The 16089-nt window shown below is 68.3% G+C and carries 15 protein-coding genes; 7 read left to right on the plus strand and 8 right to left on the minus strand.

Going from position 1 to position 16089, the window contains the following annotated elements; genetic code table 11:
* Window positions 1-37: 37 nt before the first annotated feature.
* Both trpS and MRBLWS13_RS18165 read right to left on the minus strand, forming a co-directional pair.
* On the minus strand, window positions 38-1045 hold the full coding sequence (gene trpS / locus MRBLWS13_RS18160; protein WP_349426719.1) for a tryptophan--tRNA ligase: 1008 nt from the start codon (window positions 1043-1045) through the stop codon (window positions 38-40).
* A gap of 152 nt (window positions 1046-1197) precedes the next feature.
* Complete coding sequence (locus tag MRBLWS13_RS18165) at window positions 1198-1587, minus strand: TetR/AcrR family transcriptional regulator C-terminal domain-containing protein (protein ID WP_349426720.1); 390 nt, start codon at window positions 1585-1587, stop codon at window positions 1198-1200.
* Between MRBLWS13_RS18165 and MRBLWS13_RS18170 the strand changes: the two genes are divergently transcribed.
* Window positions 1573-1872, plus strand: a complete 300-nt coding sequence (locus MRBLWS13_RS18170; protein ID WP_349426721.1) for a zinc-binding dehydrogenase — start codon at window positions 1573-1575, stop codon at window positions 1870-1872. The genes MRBLWS13_RS18165 and MRBLWS13_RS18170 overlap by 15 nt on opposite strands.
* A gap of 52 nt (window positions 1873-1924) precedes the next feature.
* Here MRBLWS13_RS18170 and MRBLWS13_RS18175 read toward each other — a convergent pair whose 3' ends face one another.
* From MRBLWS13_RS18175 to sdhC, 6 genes are all read right to left on the minus strand, one after another.
* Entirely contained in the window at window positions 1925-2791 is an 867-nt protein-coding gene (locus tag MRBLWS13_RS18175; RefSeq protein WP_349426722.1) for an exodeoxyribonuclease III, read from the minus strand.
* 30 nt (window positions 2792-2821) lie between these two features.
* The gene (locus MRBLWS13_RS18180; RefSeq protein ID WP_349426723.1) at window positions 2822-4090 is read right to left on the minus strand and encodes a YihY/virulence factor BrkB family protein; all 1269 of its coding nucleotides are present in this window, start codon (window positions 4088-4090) and stop codon (window positions 2822-2824) included.
* Between the two features lie 76 nt (window positions 4091-4166).
* The gene (locus MRBLWS13_RS18185; protein WP_349426724.1) at window positions 4167-4967 is read right to left on the minus strand and encodes a succinate dehydrogenase iron-sulfur subunit; all 801 of its coding nucleotides are present in this window, start codon (window positions 4965-4967) and stop codon (window positions 4167-4169) included.
* Window positions 4967-6808, minus strand: coding sequence for a succinate dehydrogenase flavoprotein subunit (gene sdhA, locus MRBLWS13_RS18190; protein WP_349426725.1), 1842 nt, complete (start codon window positions 6806-6808; stop codon window positions 4967-4969). Before sdhA ends, MRBLWS13_RS18185 begins: the two co-directional genes overlap by 1 nt.
* Window positions 6809-6851: 43 nt before the next feature.
* Window positions 6852-7301, minus strand: coding sequence for a succinate dehydrogenase hydrophobic membrane anchor subunit (locus MRBLWS13_RS18195; RefSeq protein WP_349426726.1), 450 nt, complete (start codon window positions 7299-7301; stop codon window positions 6852-6854).
* Entirely contained in the window at window positions 7301-7732 is a 432-nt protein-coding gene (sdhC, locus tag MRBLWS13_RS18200; protein WP_349426727.1) for a succinate dehydrogenase, cytochrome b556 subunit, read from the minus strand. Before sdhC ends, MRBLWS13_RS18195 begins: the two co-directional genes overlap by 1 nt.
* Window positions 7733-8084: 352 nt before the next feature.
* Between sdhC and MRBLWS13_RS18205 the strand changes: the two genes are divergently transcribed.
* From MRBLWS13_RS18205 to MRBLWS13_RS18230, 6 genes are all read left to right on the plus strand, one after another.
* On the plus strand, window positions 8085-9221 hold the full coding sequence (locus MRBLWS13_RS18205) for an endo-1,4-beta-xylanase (protein ID WP_349426728.1): 1137 nt from the start codon (window positions 8085-8087) through the stop codon (window positions 9219-9221).
* A 73-nt stretch (window positions 9222-9294) separates the two neighbouring features.
* Window positions 9295-10410, plus strand: a complete 1116-nt coding sequence (locus MRBLWS13_RS18210) for a mannose-1-phosphate guanylyltransferase (protein WP_349426729.1) — start codon at window positions 9295-9297, stop codon at window positions 10408-10410.
* A 218-nt stretch (window positions 10411-10628) separates the two neighbouring features.
* A complete protein-coding gene (locus MRBLWS13_RS18215; RefSeq protein WP_349426730.1) occupies window positions 10629-11774 on the plus strand; it encodes a BMP family ABC transporter substrate-binding protein in 1146 nt (381 codons plus the stop codon).
* 120 nt (window positions 11775-11894) lie between these two features.
* Window positions 11895-13412: an ABC transporter ATP-binding protein gene (locus MRBLWS13_RS18220; RefSeq protein ID WP_349426731.1), complete on the plus strand. Its 1518-nt coding sequence runs from the start codon at window positions 11895-11897 to the stop codon at window positions 13410-13412.
* Window positions 13409-14776: an ABC transporter permease gene (locus MRBLWS13_RS18225; protein ID WP_349426732.1), complete on the plus strand. Its 1368-nt coding sequence runs from the start codon at window positions 13409-13411 to the stop codon at window positions 14774-14776. Before MRBLWS13_RS18220 ends, MRBLWS13_RS18225 begins: the two co-directional genes overlap by 4 nt.
* The gene (locus MRBLWS13_RS18230; RefSeq protein ID WP_349426733.1) at window positions 14773-16059 is read left to right on the plus strand and encodes an ABC transporter permease; all 1287 of its coding nucleotides are present in this window, start codon (window positions 14773-14775) and stop codon (window positions 16057-16059) included. Before MRBLWS13_RS18225 ends, MRBLWS13_RS18230 begins: the two co-directional genes overlap by 4 nt.
* Window positions 16060-16089: the final 30 nt, after the last annotated feature.

A 16089-nucleotide genomic window follows, 5' to 3' on the forward strand; every position in this document is an offset into this window, starting at 1 on the left:
TCCACCGAATCGGAGGCGGCGGGATCCGTCCGCCGAATCAGCGGGTGCGGCGGAGGAGGCCGACCTTGTCGTACACGTCGGCGAGCGTGCGGTTCGCGACGGACTCGGCCTTCGCGGCGTTCGCGGCGAGCACGCGGTCGAGCTCGGCGGGATCGTCGAGCAGCTCCAGGGCGCGCTGGCGCACCGGCCCGAACTCGTTCACCACGACCTCGGCCAGACCCTTCTTGAAGTCGCCGTAGCCGCGGCCGGCGTACTCGTCCTCGATCGCCGGGATCTGTCGGCCCGTCAGGGCGGCGTAGATGACCAGCAGGTTCGAGACGCCGGGCTTGGCCTCGCGGTCGTAGCGCACCGACCCCTCGGAGTCGGTGACGGCGCGCATGATCTTCTTCGCCGACACGGCCGGGTCGTCGAGCATCCACAGGACGCCGGCATCCGACTCCGCCGACTTCGACATCTTCGCCGTCGGATTCTGCAGGTCGTAGATGCGTGCGGTCTCCTGCTGGATGACCGGCATCGGCACCGTGAACGTCTCGCCGAAGCGGCTGTTGAAGCGTTCGGCCAGGTCACGGGTGAGCTCGACGTGCTGCTTCTGATCGTCGCCGACCGGCACGATGTCGGTCTGGTACAGCAGGATGTCGGCCGCCATCAGCACCGGGTACGTGAAGAGGCCGACCGAGGCGACTTCCGCGCCGTAGCGCTGCGACTTGTCCTTGAACTGCGTCATGCGCCCGGCCTCGCCGAAGCCGGTGACCGTCGACAGGATCCACGCCAGCTCGGTGTGCGCCGGCACGTGCGACTGCACATACAGCGCCGACTTCGACGGCTCGATCCCGGCGGCGATGTACTGCGCGGCGGTGCGGCGGGTCTTCTCGCGGAGGTGCTCCGGGTCCTGCGCGACAGTGATGGCGTGGAGGTCGACCACCGAGAAGAACGCGTCGTACGACTCCTGCAGATCGCGCCACTGCATGAGGGCCCCGATGTAGTTGCCGATCTGGAGCGAGTCGGCGGAGGGCTGCATGCCGGAGTACAGGCGCGGTTTGCTCATCCGGCAAGTCTATAAAGCGGATGCCGCGGCGCGCGCCGCGCGGGAGCGACCGCCGCGCAGGAGCGACCGCCGCGCGGGAGCGACCGCCGCGATAGCCTCGCACGGAAGCCCCGGGCGGGCGGGGCTTCCGTGCGCCATGCCTCGCGCCCGGTTCAGCCGGCGCGCCGTTCGAGCCCTTCGAGGAGGATGTCGAGGGCGAACTCGAACTCGGTGCGGTCGTCGCACCAGCCGAGCGTTCCGGCCTCGTCGTCGTGGACGACGTCCTGCAGCATCGCCTGCACGTTCGGCATGAGCCTGCCGAACTCGGCAGCGGCGGTGGGGTCGAGCTCGCCGTCCGTACCCTGCGGATCGTCGAGGATGAGCTCCTGTGAGAAGCCGAACTGGCGGCTGCCGAGCGTGTGCATCGCGTGGTGGATCAGATCCCACGACAGCCCGCCAGACCTCATGACGGCGACATTCGTGTCGACCCAGCCGGCGAAAGCCGGCGTCATCGTGCCTCGGGACTCCAGTGCGCGCGGCGCCCACGGATGATCCAGGAGCACCTCGCGGGCAGCGAGGATGCGCGCACGCAGGTGCTCGCGCCACGACGACGGAGGTGGAGTCGTCGCCGCAGCGGCACGGCGCGCGACGTCGTCGAAGACGAGGTCGAGGGCACCGCCGTGACGGGCGCCGACCTTGCGGAGTTCGCCCGGCTCGCCGCGGCGGGCGACGTGCGTCCGGTGATCGACCGCGTGTACCCGCTCGATCGGATCCGCGAGGCGCATGCCTACGTCGACAGCGGGCGCAAGCGGGGGAGTGTCATCGTCACTCTGGCGGATCCCTCGTGAGGCCCCGTGGCCCGCGCGTCGCCCTGCGTGCAGTTCGCGGGCCACTCAGCGTTCAGCGTCCGAGGGTGTAGTCGGCGACGACGGGGGAGTGATCGCTCCAGCGGGTGTCCCACGACGGCGCCCGCACGACGCGGTAGTCGACCACCCGGTCGCCGAGCTCGGGCGTTGCGAGGTGGTAGTCGATCCGCCAGCCGGCGTCGTTGTCGAACGCGCGCCCGCGCATCGACCACCAGGTGTACGGGCCGTCGACGTCGCCGTGGAAGCGGCGACCGATGTCGACCCAGCCGAGTCCCTGGCCCCGAGAGCCGTCGGCACCGGTCACCTCGGTGCCCTCCTCACCGAAGAAGCGGTCGAAGTACGCACGCTCGCGGGGGAGGAAGCCGGCCTTCTTGACGTTGCCCTTCCAGTTGCGGATGTCGAGCTCGCGGTGGCCGACGTTGAGGTCGCCCATCACGAGCGCCAGCGGCGACGCGGTCCTTAACTGCGGCATCCGCCTCTCCATCGCGTCGAGGAAGGCCCACTTCGCATCCTGCTTCGGGGTCTCGGCCTCGCCGGTGTGCACGTAGGCGCTGACCACGATGAGCCGCTCGCCCTCGATGTCGAAGTCGGCCTCGATCCAGCGGCCCGCGCTGTCGAGCACCTCGGCGGCGTCGTCGGCGGCCGCGCCGAGAACCCGTCGCACCTCGATCGAGGGGACGCGGCTGGCCACCGCCACACCGGCACGACCCTTGGACAGTGCCTCGTCGTTGACGATCTCCCATCCCGGGAGGGCCGCACGCAGTTCCTCTTCGGTCGCCCGCACCTCTTGCAGCGCCATCACGTCGATGTCGGCGGCATCGAGCCAGTCGATCATGCCCTTGCGTGTGGCGGCGCGGATTCCATTGACGTTGACAGAGGCGATGCGAACACGGCGAGACACGACGGCAAGACTATCCGGCACCGCCGACACTCACTCGAACAGGCTGCCGGCCTTCTTCTTCGGAGCGGGCGGGGCGGCCGCCTCGACCTGGGACAGCTCCTGCTCTGCGTCCTTCAGTGCGCGGTCGGCCGCCCATCGCCGATACCAGGGGGCCGTGTCGCGCGACTCCTGCGCGGTGCGCAGCCGCACCCGCGCCGCCACCAGCAGCGCCGCGTGTTCGGCGGCGAGGCGCTCAGCCTCGGTCTGGGGAAGCAGCGGGATCTCCTCGTCCTCCGCCGCGACGGCGATCCACGCCGCGGCGACCAGCATGATGATGCCGATGATGCGGAACCAGAGCAGGAGGCCGACGAAGATCGCGAAGGTCGCCAGCAGGGCGTTCGTGGGTGTGTAGATGAACAGCCAGCCCGTGAAGAGCTGCAGCACGGTGATCGCTCCGCCGCCGAGGAGCGCCCCGGGCCAGATCCGGCGCCACGGCAGCTTCGTGCCGGTGAGGAAGCGGATGAGCCCTCCGAGAGCCGCGCTGTAGATCACGAAGGAGATGACGATCGTGCCGATGCTCGCGGTCGCGCCGATCCAGCTGGACGCGTTGCTCCAGCCGAAGAACCCGAACGCCCAGTTGAGTGCCCAGGTGCCGATCGACGTGGCGGCGAAACCGACGACCAGGGCGAGTGCGAACATGCCGGCGCCCACCAGATCGCGCGCCTTGAGATAGATGTAGCTGCGGAGGTCGGGCGGCAGCCCGAAGATGTCGCGCACGGCGCGACGGGCGAAGGTCACGAACCCGATGGCGGTCCAGATGAGGGTGCCGAGGGCGATGATGCCCGTGATGCCGAGGACACCGGCGCTGCTCGTGGCGATCTCGGTCACCTGATCGGGGGTGAAGAGCCCGCCTTCGTCGGCTATGAGCCCGGGGATGTACAGGTTGATCAGGTCGATGAGTCCCGACACCGCCTCCGCGCTGCCGCCGAGCCAGAGCCCGGTGATCGCGAATGCGACGTAGATGGCGGCGAAGGTCGCGAAAAGCGCCTGGTAGCTGACGCCCGCCGCGAGCAGGAATCCGTTGTGCTGGAGGAAGTGGCGCCACACCCGCACCGGGAACCACGCCATCGTGCGCTGCGTGAGCGCGGTCGCCCTGCTGAGGGGCTGGTCGAACCGCTCGCGCAGGTTCTCCTGCGTCGCTTCCCAGCGAGCCCTGAGCGACTCCTCTTCGCGTTGCGCGGCATCCGCCTGATCGCGCGCCTCGTCGTGCTCCTGCGCACGCGCGCGATCCTGTCTGCGCGCGTCGTCCCGTTGGCTCACGGAAGCCAGAGTATCGACTGCCGTATGCTGCACCCCGCCGCGCCGCGGCATCCGCGCGGCGAATCGGGCAGAGCGTCTACGCGCGTCCGCGCAGGACCGCCTGCTTGACCTCGGCGATCGCCTTCGTCACCTCGATGCCGCGGGGGCACGCCTCGGTGCAGTTGAAGGTGGTGCGGCAGCGCCACACGCCCTCCTTGTCGTTGAGGATGTCGAGGCGCACGTCGCCCGCGTCGTCGCGCGAGTCGAAGATGAAGCGGTGCGCGTTGACGATCGCGGCGGGGCCGAAGTACTGGCCGTCGGTCCAGAACACGGGGCACGACGACGTGCACGCGGCGCAGAGGATGCACTTCGTGGTGTCGTCGAAGACCTCGCGGTCGACGATCGACTGGATGCGCTCCTTGCCGGGCTCGGGCTTCGAGCTCGCGATGAGGAACGGCTGCACCTCGCGGTACGACGCGAAGAACGGCTCCATGTCGACGACGAGGTCCTTCTCGAGCGGCAGGCCCTTGATGGCCTCGACGTAGATCGGCTGCGAGATGTCGAGGTCCTTGATGAGGGTCTTGCACGCGAGCCGGTTGCGGCCGTTGATGCGCATCGCATCGGACCCGCAGATGCCGTGGGCGCAGGAGCGGCGGAACGTCAGCGACCCGTCGACCTCCCACTTGATCTTGTGCAGGGCATCCAGCACACGGTCGGTCGAGTACAGCTCGACGTCGTAGTCGACCCAGCGCGGCTCTTCGTCGACCTCCGGGTTGAACCGGCGGATGATGAAGGTGACCAGGAACGACTGGATGCCGGTGTCGTTCGTGGTCTCCTCCGCGCGGGTAGGGGCATCCGCGTCGGTGCGCTCGATGACGTCGGTGACCGAGGTCGACATCAGTACTTCCTCTCCAACGGTGGGTAGCGCAACTCGCCCGCTTCGTTCTTCGTGAAGACGACGGGTTTCCAGTCGAGGCGGATGTGGTCCTCGGATTGCGAGGACCCGGCATCGCCCGACAGGTACGCCATGGTGTGCTGCATGTACTTCTCGTCGTCGCGCTTCGGGAAGTCGTCGCGCATGTGGCCGCCGCGGCTCTCCTTGCGGTTCTTCGCGGTCACGACGACGACCTCGGCGATGTCGAGGAGGAAGCCGAGCTCGACGGCCTCGAGCAGGTCGGTGTTGTAGCGCTTGCCCTTGTCATCCACGTGCACGTTCTTGAAGCGCTCGCGCAACTCTTCGATGACCTCGAGCACCTCGCCGAGCGACTCGTCGGTGCGGAAGACCTGGGCCTTGCGGTCCATCTCGTCCTGCAGCGTCTTGCGGAGCGCGGCGATCCGTTCGGTGCCCTGGTTGTTACGCAGGCCCTCGATGAGCCCGCGCACCTCGGCGGCGGGGTCCTCGGGGAGGGGCACGAAGTCGGCGGTCTTGACGTACTCGACCGCGTTGCGGCCGGCGCGCTTGCCGAACACGTTGATGTCGAGCAGCGAGTTCGTGCCGAGGCGGTTCGAGCCGTGCACCGAGACGCAGGCGCATTCGCCGGCGGCGTACAGGCCCGGCACGACGGTGGTGTTGTCGCTCAGCACCTGCGCGTCGTTGTTGGTCGGGATGCCTCCCATCGCGTAGTGCGCGGTCGGCATGACCGGCACCGGCTCGACCACGGGGTCGACGCCGAGGTAGGTGCGAGCGAACTCGGTGATGTCGGGCAGCTTCGTCTCGAGCACCTCGGCGCCGAGATGCGTGCAGTCCAGCAGCACGTAGTCGCGGTGAGGACCGGCGCCCCGGCCTTCGGCGACCTCCTGCACCATGCAGCGGCTGACGATGTCGCGCGGCGCGAGGTCCTTGATGGTGGGCGCGTAGCGCTCCATGAAGCGCTCGCCCGAGACGTTGCGCAGGATCGCGCCCTCGCCGCGGGCTCCTTCGGTGAGCAGGATGCCGAGCCCGGCGAGGCCGGTCGGGTGGAACTGGAAGAACTCCATGTCCTCCAGTGGGAGGCCCTTGCGCCAGATGATGCCCACGCCGTCGCCGGTGAGGGTGTGCGCGTTCGAGGTCGTCTTGAAGATCTTGCCGAAGCCGCCGGTCGCGAAGATCACGGCCTTCGACTGGAAGACGTGCAGCTCGCCGGTGGCCAGCTCATAGGCCACGACGCCCGCGATCTGCTTGTCCGTGCCCTCGCCGACCGTGATGAGGTCGAGCACGTAGAACTCGTTGAAGAAGTTGATGCCGAGCTTCACGCAGTTCTGGAACAGCGTCTGCAGGATCATGTGACCCGTGCGGTCGGCGGCGTAGCAGGCGCGGCGGACCGGGGTCTTGCCGTGGTCGGCGGTGTGGCCGCCGAAGCGCCGCTGGTCGATCTTGCCCTCGGGCGTCCGGTTGAACGGCAGGCCCATGTTCTCGAGGTCGATGACCGCGTCGATGGCTTCTTTGGCGAGGATCTCGGCCGCATCCTGGTCGACGAGGTAGTCACCGCCCTTGACGGTGTCGAAGGTGTGCCACTCCCACGAGTCCTCTTCGACATTGGCCAGCGCCGCCGCCATGCCTCCCTGCGCCGCACCGGTGTGCGAACGCGTCGGGTACAGCTTCGAGATGACCGCCGTCCTCGCACCCGGCCCGGCCTCGATGGCCGCGCGCATGCCGGCCCCGCCGGCTCCCACGATGACGATGTCGAACTGGTGGTAGTGGACGCCGTCCTTGACGTAGCTTGCAGTGCTCTCGGTGCCGGTAGGGGTCTCAGTGCTCACGCTGGATGCTTTCGGTGGTCGATGCTCGGGGGGCGCCCGAACGCTATGCGCAGATTCCGATGATGAGGTCGGAGGCGGTCTCGGAGTCGAAGCCGATGCACGGGTCGAAGGTGAACACGACCAGCGTGCCCAGCACGATGAGGAACGCCGCGGCGAGCCACAGCACCCACACCAGCACGCGACGCGTCGTCGGGTGCGTCACGTAGTCGTTCACGATCGTGCGCATGCCGTTGGCGCCGTGGATGAGCGCGAGCCACAGCATCAGCACGTCCCACCACTGCCAGAACGGCGAGGCGTACTTGCCCGCGACGAAGGCGAAGTCGATGCCGTGGATGCCCTCGCCGAGCATGAGGTTGACGAACAGGTGGCCGAAGATGAGGACCACGAGCAGCACGCCCGAGGCTCGCATGTAGATCCAGCCCCACTTCTCGAGGTTGGGGCCTTTGCGCCGGACCGGGGAGTACGGGGCGCGGGGGTCGGCGATCGTGGTCATCAGTGACCTCCTCCCGGAGCGAAGGCGAGCATGAGATGGCGCGGCGTGAAGCCGAGCATCGTCACGACCCACAGCCCGAGGACGCCCCACCACAGCTGGCGCTGGTGGCGGGTGGCCCACGACCAGAAGTCGACCAGGATGATGCGCAGTCCGTTGTAGGCGTGGTACGCGATGGCGCCGACGAGTGCGACCTCGCCGAGGGCCATCACCCAGTTCTTGTAGGTGCCGATGACCGCGTCGTACGCCTCGGGCGAGACCCGGATGAGGGCCGTGTCGAGGACATGGACGAGCAGGAAGAAGAAGATCGCGACGCCGGTGATGCGGTGCAGCACCCACGACCACATGCCTTCGTTCCCGCGATACAGCGTGCCGCGGGGAACTCGGGAGGTGGTCTCGGATACCGACGGTGTGACGCGTGCTGGTGCAGACACGGCCGTCCTCCTTGGATCGAAACACGGTGGGGCTGACCTCTGACTGCGAGGACGGCCCCCGAAGACGGCCCGCAACATTGCGCTTCGGGCCGTCGGCGTCACGCGGGCGCTGCGACCATCCTATTCCCGTCGCGCCGCAGTGGGAGATTAGGTGGTCCTAACTTCTCTCGACGTCGAGAGATCTCGGAGCGAGTCGACGGTCCCGTGGAAAACGCACCGAAACCTTTTGCCCTGCCCCAAAGCGCCGCCTAGCGTTTGTTGCACGCAAGAACATATGTGCCGCTCCGGCGATGCGTATGACCGACAACGATGTCAGGAGTTCCCCATGCGCCGATCTGTACGATCACTTCTGGTGGCCACGGCTGCCGCTGCCCTCGTCCTGCCTCTCCTGGGCGCGACGGCAGCGAATGCCGAGCCGCCCGGGTACAGCCACGCCGACAAGGACACCCTGCGCAACCAGGCGCCGCGCGATCTCGCCATCGGCAGCGCCGTCTGGGGCCAGCGGGACCTCGTCGACTACGACCGCAGCGCCCCCACCGAGTACCAGCAGGTCCTCAGTGCCCAGTTCTCGTCCCTCACGCCGGAGAACGACATGAAGTGGGATGCCGTCCACCCGGCTCCGGACGTATACGACTTCACGTCCGCCGACGCGCTGGTCGCCTTCGCCCAGGCCAACCACCAGCAGGTGCGCGGGCACACGTTGCTGTGGCACAGCCAGAACCCGGCGTGGGTGACCGCGGCGAGCCAGACGTGGACGTGCGACCAGGCACGTGCGGTGCTCGAGGACCACATCCGCACCGTGGTGGGCCACTTCAAGGGCGAGATCTACGAGTGGGATGTCGTGAACGAGATCTTCCAGGACACCTGGGACAACGGCGGGGTGCGGCTGCGTACCGAGGCGAACCCGTTCCTCAAGGCCTGTACCGCCGACCCGATCGCGCTCCTCGAGGACGCGTTCCGCTGGGCGCACGAAGCCGACCCCGAGGCTGTGCTGTTCCTGAACGACTACAACGCGGAGGGCATCAACGAGAAGACCGACGCGTACTACGCCCTCGCACAGCGGATGCTCGCCGACGGCGTGCCGCTCGGCGGTTTCGGCGCCCAGGGCCACCTCAGCCTGCTCTACGGCTTCGACACCTCGATCCAGGCGAACTTCGAGCGCTTCGCCGCGCTGGGACTGAAGGTGGCGGTGACCGAGGCGGACGTGCGCATCCCGCTGCAGGAGGGTGAGACCGGCCCGACGCCCGAGCAGGTCGCCGTGCAGGCCGAGCGCTACGACGCCATGCTCACGGCGTGCCTGAACGTGACCGCCTGCTCGTCGTTCACGGTGTGGGGATTCCCGGACGCCAACTCGTGGGTTCCCGACGTGTTCCCTGGTGAGGGCTGGGCGACGATCCTCGAGGACGACTACTCGCCGAAGCCCGCTTTCGACGCGATGCTCGAGTCGCTTCGCCAAGCGACCCCGGGCACTTCTCCGCGGCGCGGCTGAATCGGGTGCGACGGCGGCCGGCCGCGAGGTCGACCGCCCTCGCGCGCGCGGGTTCGGCGGTAGCCTCAGAGGCATGCCAGGACCCATCGACGACTTCTACGCCGTGATTCCCGCAGGCGGCATCGGCAGCCGGCTGTGGCCGCTGTCGCGTGCCGACGCGCCGAAGTTCCTCCACGACCTCACCGGGTCCGGACAGACACTGCTCCGCGACACCTGGGACCGCCTGGCACCCCTCGCCGGCGACGACCGCATCGCTGTGGTCACCGGGCGCGCGCACCGCGCGGCTGTGGAGCGGGAACTCCCCGGCATCGCCGACAAGAACGTCTTTCTGGAATCCGAGCCCCGTGACTCCACGGCCGCGATCGGCCTCGCCGCCGCGATCCTCTCGCGCCGTGAGCCGGACGTCATCATCGGCTCCTTCGCCGCGGACCACGTCATCCGCGTGCCGCAACTGTTCGAGTGGGCGGTGAACCAGGCGGTGGCCACCGCGCGTGAGGGGTACATCTGCACCATCGGCATCCAGCCGTCCGAGGCGTCGGTGGGTTTCGGCTATATCAAGAAGGGCGACGCGCTGTCGATCGACGGCGCGCCCGAGGCCGCGCTGGTGGAGAGCTTCGTGGAGAAACCCGATCTCGACACCGCGAAGGAGTACTTCGCCGACCGCAACTACCTCTGGAATGCGGGCATGTTCATCTCGCGCGCCGACGTGCTCCTCGGCGAGATCGCCGAGAACGAGCCGCAGCTGTATGCGGGGCTGATCGACCTCGCCGAGGCGTGGGACGATCGCGAGGAGCGCGGACCGGTCGTCGACCGGGTGTGGCCGACGCTCAAGAAGATCGCGATCGACTACACGGTCGCCGAGCCGGCAGCCGCGAAGGGTCGCCTCGCCGTCATCCCCGGCCACTTCGACTGGGACGACGTCGGAGACTTCGCGAGCCTCGCCAAGCTCAACTCGCACGGCCGCAAGAACGATCTCGCGATCCTCGGCGAGAACGCGCGCATCCTGTCCGACGCCGCCAGCGGCATCGTGGTCAGCCAGACGCGACGCGTCATCAGCCTGATCGGCGTGCGCGACATCGTCGTCGTCGACACGGAGGACGCGCTCCTGGTCACCACGAGCGAGCACGCGCAGCGCGTGAAGGGCGTCGTCGACGCGCTCAAGCTGAGCGGGCGCGGCGAAGTCCTCTGACCGGCCGCGCATTCGCGCGCACCAGCCGTCGGCATGCGCGCGGACACCGGCGTGCACGGCAGGCGGGGGCGGCGGCATCCGCTCTCCTCATCGCCCCCAGATTGCGTCTTTGTAACCTTTCGCGAACAGGGGCCTCTGGAGTACGCAAACGCGCCGTCACAGTGGGTAACTTTGTGCAGTCCCCGTGAAGGACGCGGGGGAACGTAGTGGAGGCTGAGTTGACCATCTCACGCACCAAGAAGCTCGTCGGCGTCACAGCCGCCGCGGGCCTGCTGATCGCCCTCGCGGGCTGCGGCTCCGCCCCTGAGGAGACGGACCCCACGGGCGACGCCGGCAACGTCGTCGAGGGCTTCACCCCCTGCCTCGTCTCGGACGACGGCGGGTTCAACGACAAGTCGTTCAACCAGTCCGCGCTCGAGGGCATGGAGCGCGCCGCCGACGAGCTGGGCGTCGAGGCCATCGAGGTCGAGTCGAGCTCGGCCAACGACTACGCCCCGAACCTCGAGAACCTGATCGCCGAGGGCTGCACGTTCATCGTGTCGGTCGGCTTCAAGCTGTCCGCCGACACGATCGCCTCGGCGAACGCGAACCCCGAGGTCAGCTACGCGATCATCGACGACTGGGCCGACAACACCGGCGCCACCGACGACGACGGCAAGGACATCGGCGACGGCACCACCGACGCCCCCAACATCAAGCCGCTCATGTTCGACACGGTCCAGGCCGCGTACCTCGGCGGCTACGCCGCGGCCGCGTGGTCCGCGAACGCCGGCGTCAACAAGGTCGGCACGTTCGGCGGCATCCCGATCCCGCCGGTCACGATCTTCATGGACGGCTTCGTCGACGGCGTCGAGAAGTACAACGAAGACAAGGGCGCCGCGGTCGAGACCTACGGCTGGGACGTCGAGGCCCAGCAGGGCTCGATGACCGGTGGCTTCGCCGCCAACGACACCGCCAAGCAGACCGCGCAGGGCATCCTCGACCAGGGCGTCGACGTGATCCTCCCGGTCGGTGGCCCGATCTACCAGAGCGCGCGCGACGCCATCACCGACGGTGGCACGGGCACGGTCATGCTGGGCGTCGACTCCGACCTCGCGGTCGCCGACCCGTCGGTCGCCGACATGGTGCTGGTGTCGATCATGAAGCGCATCGACGAGGCCGTCTACCAGGCGACCCTGGAGGCCTCCACCGGCGAGTTCGACGTGACCCCGTACGTCGGCACGCTCGAGAACGAGGGCGTTGGCCTGTCGGGCTTCGGCTCGTTCGAGTCGCAGCTTCCTGAGGGTCTGGCCGACGAGCTCGCCACGCTGCAGGAGCAGATCATCTCGGGTGAGCTCGAGGTGACCTCGCCCAGCTCGCCGTAAGGCAGCAGGAGACACAGCACGCGGCCGGGTGGACGAGACTCCACCCGGCCGCGTTCTTCCGAGCCCACCGGCGCGCACACCTGATGGCGCCATGGCCGACTGGATATATAGGGTGCAGATATGAAGCTCGAGCTCCGTGGGATCACGAAGCGGTTCGGGTCCCTCGTCGCCAACGACCACATCGATCTCGTGGTCCAGCCCGGTGAGATCCACGCTCTCCTCGGCGAGAACGGCGCCGGCAAGTCCACGCTCATGAACGTGCTCTACGGCCTCTACCAGGCCGACGAGGGGGAGATCCTCCTGGACGACGTCGTCCAGCACTTCCGGGGCCCCGGCGACGCGATGAACGCCGGCATCGGGATGGTGCACCAGCACTTCATGCTCATTCCCGTCTTCACCGTCGCCGAGAACGTCATGCTCGGCCACGAGGACACGAAGGCGCTCGGAGCGCTCGACCTGGGCAAGGCCCGTCAGCACGTCCGCGCGGTCGCAGAGCGATTCGGGTTCGAAGTGGATCCCGACGCGATCGTGGGCGACCTGCCCGTGGGCGTGCAGCAGCGCGTCGAGATCATCAAGGCTCTCTCGCGCGACGCGAAGGTGCTCGTCTTCGACGAGCCCACAGCGGTCCTCACTCCGCAGGAGACCGACGAACTGATGGCGATCATGCGGCAGCTGCGCGACGAGGGCACCTCGATCGTCTTCATCACCCACAAGCTGCGCGAGGTCCGGGCGGTCGCCGACCGCATCACCGTCATCCGGCTGGGCAAGGTCGTCGGCGAGGCGTCGCCGACGGCGTCCAACGCCGAACTGGCGTCGCTCATGGTCGGCCGCGCGGTCGAGCTCACCGTGCACAAGGACGCGCCCAAGATCTCCGACGCGGGCGGCCTCGAGGTGCGCGACCTCCGCGTCGTCACCGCCGACGGCACCGTCGTCGTCGACGACATCAGCTTCGACGTGCGCCCGGGGGAGATCCTGGCCGTTGCAGGCGTCCAGGGCAACGGACAGACCGAGCTGATCGAGGCGATGGTGGGTCTCGCCGACCGCGTGAGCGGATCGATCGAGCTCAGCGGGGTCGAGCTCGTGGGCAGGAGCGTGCGCGCCATCCTCGACGAGGGCGTCGGTTTCGTTCCCGAGGACCGCACCGAGGACGGACTGGTCGGCAGCTTCTCCGTCGCGGAGAACCTGATCCTCGACCGGTCGGGCGACAAGGCCTTCGTGTCGGGCGGCACCATCCGCCGCGGAGTGCTCGACGACTTCGCGAAAGCGCGCATCGCCGAGTACGACATCCGGACCCAGGGAGCCGACGTCCCCGCCGGAACCCTCTCGGGCGGCAACCAGCAGAAGGTCGTGATCGCTCGCGAGATGAGTCGTGATCTCAAGATCCTGGTCGCGGCGCAGCCCACCCGCGGCGTCGACGTCGGCTCGATCGAGTTCATCCACAAGCGCATCGTCGAGACGCGGGATGCCGGCATCCCCGTCGTCGTGGTCTCGACCGAGCTCGACGAGGTCGCGGCGCTCGCCGACCGCATCGCGGTGATGTACCGCGGCGCGATCGTGGGCATCGTGCCCGGTGACACCCCCCGTGACGTTCTCGGTCTCATGATGGCCGGCGAGAAGCCAGAGGAGGCGGCCCTGTGAGCGGTCAGATCCCCGCCGCGAGCGGCGACCCGCTGAAGGGCCTGCCTCCCGAACAGCTCCCGCCCGTCTCCGGCCCCCTCACCGGATCGCCCGACATCCCGGCACCGACCACCGAGGCGCCCGGCGCCGTCGATGGCGAGGTGCCGCCCCCGCCGCGGCAGAACGTCTTCATCAAGGACCTGCTGCGCAGCAACTGGGTCACGACGGTCCTCGCGATCGTCGTCGCCATGATCGTGGGCGGCATCCTGATGGCGCTCACCGACGAAGACGTCCAGGAGTCCGCCGGCTATTTCTTCGCCCGGCCGGGCGACACGTTCGCAGCGATCTGGAGTGCGGTCTACGGCGGCTACGAGGCGATGTTCCGCGGCGCCGTGTTCAACCCCCGCGCCAACGACTTCGCGACGCAGATCCGTCCGCTGACCAACACCCTCGGCTTCGCCGCCCCACTCATCGCCGCCGGTCTCGGCGTGGCGCTGGCGTTCCGCGTGGGCCTGTTCAACATCGGCGGCCGCGGCCAGATACTCATCGCGTGCGCGACGGCGGCGCTGCTGACGTACAACCTCGGCCTTCCGATGTTCCTCCAGCTCCCGCTGACGCTCGCCGCGGGCATCGCCGGCGGCGCGATCTGGGGTGGCATCGTCGGTGTGCTCAAGGCCCGCACGGGTGCGCATGAGGTGATCCTCACGATCATGCTCAACTACGTCGCGTTCTATCTCGTGACGTGGATGGTGCGAACCCCCGGCATCCTGCAGCGCCCCGCGGGCGACCAGCCGATCTCGGCGGCGACGCCCGCGAACGCGCAGTTCCCGGACCTCCTCGGACCCCGCTTCCCGCTCCTGGACTGGGGCTTCATCATCGTCATCGCGGCCACCGTGTTCGTGTGGTGGCTCGTCGAGCGCTCGAGCCTCGGCTTCCGCCTGCGCGCGGTCGGCGAGAACCCGCATGCCGCACGGGCATCCGGAATCTCGGTGCAGCGCATGTACATCTACGCGATGCTCTTCGCCGGCGGCCTCGCGGGCCTCGCCGGCATGAACCAGATCCAGGGCTCGGTCACCGCCGGGTTCGACGGGCTGATCGATGCCGGCATCGGCTTCGACGCGATCACCGTCGCGCTGCTCGGCCGCAGCCGGGCGTGGGGGGTGTTCGCCGCTGGCATCCTGTTCGGGGCGCTGAAGGCAGGATCGTTCACCATGCAGGCCTCGCAGGGGATCCCCGTCGACATCGTGCTCGTCGTGCAATCGCTGATCGTGCTGTTCATCGCGGCGCCGCCGCTCGTCCGCACGATCTTCTTCCTGCCGAAGACCGACGCAGAGAAGGCCGCGAAGGCGAGAGCCAAGGCTGCGAAGAAGGCGGTGTCCGCATGACCGCGCTTGCTTCGGCTCCCGTGCCTGACAGCACGATCCAGCTCTCCACGGTGAAGGTGCGCCACCTCAAGCTGCCCGTGACCCTCGCGATCGCCACGGTGCTGCTCGCATTGCTCTTCCTGTTCGTCCCGCGCAACGGCGTCTCGACGTTCCGGCTGGGCGACCCCGGATCGTCGATCGCACTGCCCAACGTGAGCGTTCCGACCGCGCTGACCTGCTGGATCGTGGTCGCGCTGCTGGTGCTGCTCACGTTGTGGGCGTTCTGGGACGCCGTCTCGTACCGCCGGACCGGGATCTGGCTGCCGATCGTTTTCGGCTTCCTCGCCATCTTCGCGTTCCTGGTCTGGGCCTCGGCAGGCGGTCTGGTGCCGGTCACCGGACTGCTGTTCGGGTCCCTGTCGCTCTCGGTGCCCCTCATCTTCGGTGCGCTCGGAGGTGTCATCGGCGAGCGCGTCGGTGTCGTCAACGTGGCGATCGAGGGGCAGTTCCTCTTCGGCGCGTTCAGTGCCGCGCTGCTGGCGAGCATCACGCACAACCCCTTCGTCGGGCTTGTCGGAGCGATGATCGGCGGCGTCCTGGTCGCATTCGTCCTGGCGGCGTTCTCCATCAAGTACCTCGTCGACCAGGTGATCGTCGGTGTCGTGCTCAACGTCCTCGTCACGGGTCTCACCGGGTTCCTCTACGGTGCGCTGCTCGTTCCGAACGAGGCGGAGCTGAATCGGCCGGTGCGCTTCGCGCGCTGGGAGATCCCTGTCCTCAGCGAGATCCCCATTATCGGGCCGGTGCTCTTCAACCAGACGTTCATCGTCTACCTCATGTACATCACCGTGGCCGTGGTCGCGTGGGGTCTCTACCGCACTCGCTGGGGTCTGCGTCTGCGGGCAGTGGGCGAGCACCCGCAGGCTGCGGACACCGTAGGTATCAAGGTGAACATGAGCCGCTTCTGGAACGTCTCGCTCGCCGGGGCGATCGCCGGGATCGGCGGTGCCTACTTCACGCTGGTGTCGGTCGGACAGTTCACCAAGGAGATGACCGCAGGTCTTGGCTTCATCGCTCTGGCCGCCGTGATCTTCGGCCGGTGGGACCCCGTGCGTGCGACGCTCGCGGCATTGCTCTTCGGCTTCGCGACGAACCTGCAGAATCTCCTGACCGTGCTGCGGACCCCGATTCCCAGCGAGTTCATGCTGATGCTGCCGTACTTGGTGACCATCATCGCCGTCGCCGGCTTCGCCGGGCAGATCCGCGGCCCCGCCGCCGCGGGCAAGCCCTACATAAAGGGGTGACCGTGCCCGCCGCGACCGTGACGAGCGACG

The organism is Microbacterium sp. LWS13-1.2 (assembly GCF_040144835.1).
Lineage (GTDB): Bacteria > Actinomycetota > Actinomycetes > Actinomycetales > Microbacteriaceae > Microbacterium.

Bases quoted from the DNA above. Each gene is read 5' to 3' on its own strand.
- trpS (WP_349426719.1), bottom strand. From the start codon at position 1,045: ATGAGCAAACCGCGCCTGTACTCCGGCATGCAGCCCTCCGCCGACTCG.
- MRBLWS13_RS18170 (WP_349426721.1), top strand. From the start codon at position 1,573: ATGATCCAGGAGCACCTCGCGGGCAGCGAGGATGCGCGCACGCAGGTG.
- MRBLWS13_RS18185 (WP_349426724.1), bottom strand. From the start codon at position 4,967: ATGTCGACCTCGGTCACCGACGTCATCGAGCGCACCGACGCGGATGCC.
- MRBLWS13_RS18195 (WP_349426726.1), bottom strand. From the start codon at position 7,301: ATGACCACGATCGCCGACCCCCGCGCCCCGTACTCCCCGGTCCGGCGC.
- MRBLWS13_RS18210 (WP_349426729.1), top strand. From the start codon at position 9,295: ATGCCAGGACCCATCGACGACTTCTACGCCGTGATTCCCGCAGGCGGC.
- MRBLWS13_RS18220 (WP_349426731.1), top strand. From the start codon at position 11,895: ATGAAGCTCGAGCTCCGTGGGATCACGAAGCGGTTCGGGTCCCTCGTC.
- MRBLWS13_RS18230 (WP_349426733.1), top strand. From the start codon at position 14,773: ATGACCGCGCTTGCTTCGGCTCCCGTGCCTGACAGCACGATCCAGCTC.